Origin of the sequence: Herbiconiux daphne (assembly GCF_024979295.1) — a bacterium.
Classification (GTDB): domain Bacteria; phylum Actinomycetota; class Actinomycetes; order Actinomycetales; family Microbacteriaceae; genus Herbiconiux; species Herbiconiux daphnes.
In genome coordinates this window covers 1-819 of sequence record NZ_JANLCJ010000274.1, presented here as the reverse complement: position 1 = coordinate 819, position 819 = coordinate 1, and the positions used below count along the sequence as shown (strand labels likewise).

At 43.3% G+C, this 819-nt stretch carries 1 protein-coding gene; it reads right to left on the bottom strand.

The features are described from left to right. Nucleotides 1-109: 109 nt before the first annotated feature. Nucleotides 110-819, bottom strand: a 710-nt coding sequence (gene nrdD, locus N1032_RS24590; protein ID WP_310795989.1) for an anaerobic ribonucleoside-triphosphate reductase, incomplete at its 5' end; no start/stop codon positions are given.

Here is an 819-nt window from a genome sequence, read left to right as displayed (position 1 = left end):
GCAACTACATTAGCAGTAGAGATCATGTTCAGGATAGTATCAGGTTTTGCGTAGTTCATTATTCTTCCTTGGATAAAAAGAAGGCGACCTCATTGCCGCCTTCATTGTATTACAGTTTTGCGCCTTCACCGTCAAAATGTTTAACGCGACGTTGTACTTCTCTGTTTTTACCGTGATTAAAACCACGAGTATTAGGAGCACCAAGATAGCCACAGACACGACGAATTACACTCATTGTCTTACTATCTTGATTTCCACATTTCGGACAGTGGAATCCCTCAGAGTCGATTCTAAACTCTCCCTCAAATCCGCACTGGAGACACTTATCTGAGGGTGTGTTTGTACCAAAGTAATCGAGGTTTTTAAGTGCGTAATTCCACACAGTCTCGAGACCTTTGAGGTTGTTACGCACGTTGGGAAATTCTGCGTAACTAATATGTCCACCACTGGAGATCTTATGGTACGGAGCTTCGTGGTCAATCTTGTCAAAAGGGTTAGAATGTTTATAAACATCCTGGTGGAAGCTGTTGGTATAATACTCTTTATCGGTAACGCCCTCGATCATACCAAACCGTTTCAAATCAAGACGAGCAAAGCGGTCACACAATGATTCGGATGGTGTTGCATATAGACTAAAACCCCAGCCTTCTTCTGACTCTTCACGCCATTTATTCGTAGCATCACGTAGACGCTGAACAACGCGTTCGGTCAAATGCTTAGCTGTCTCATCTTCAGTGCAAGCAGCACCGGTCATAATCAGAGAAACTTCATGTAGACCAATGTAGCCGAGACTAATAGAAGCACGACCATGCTTGAACA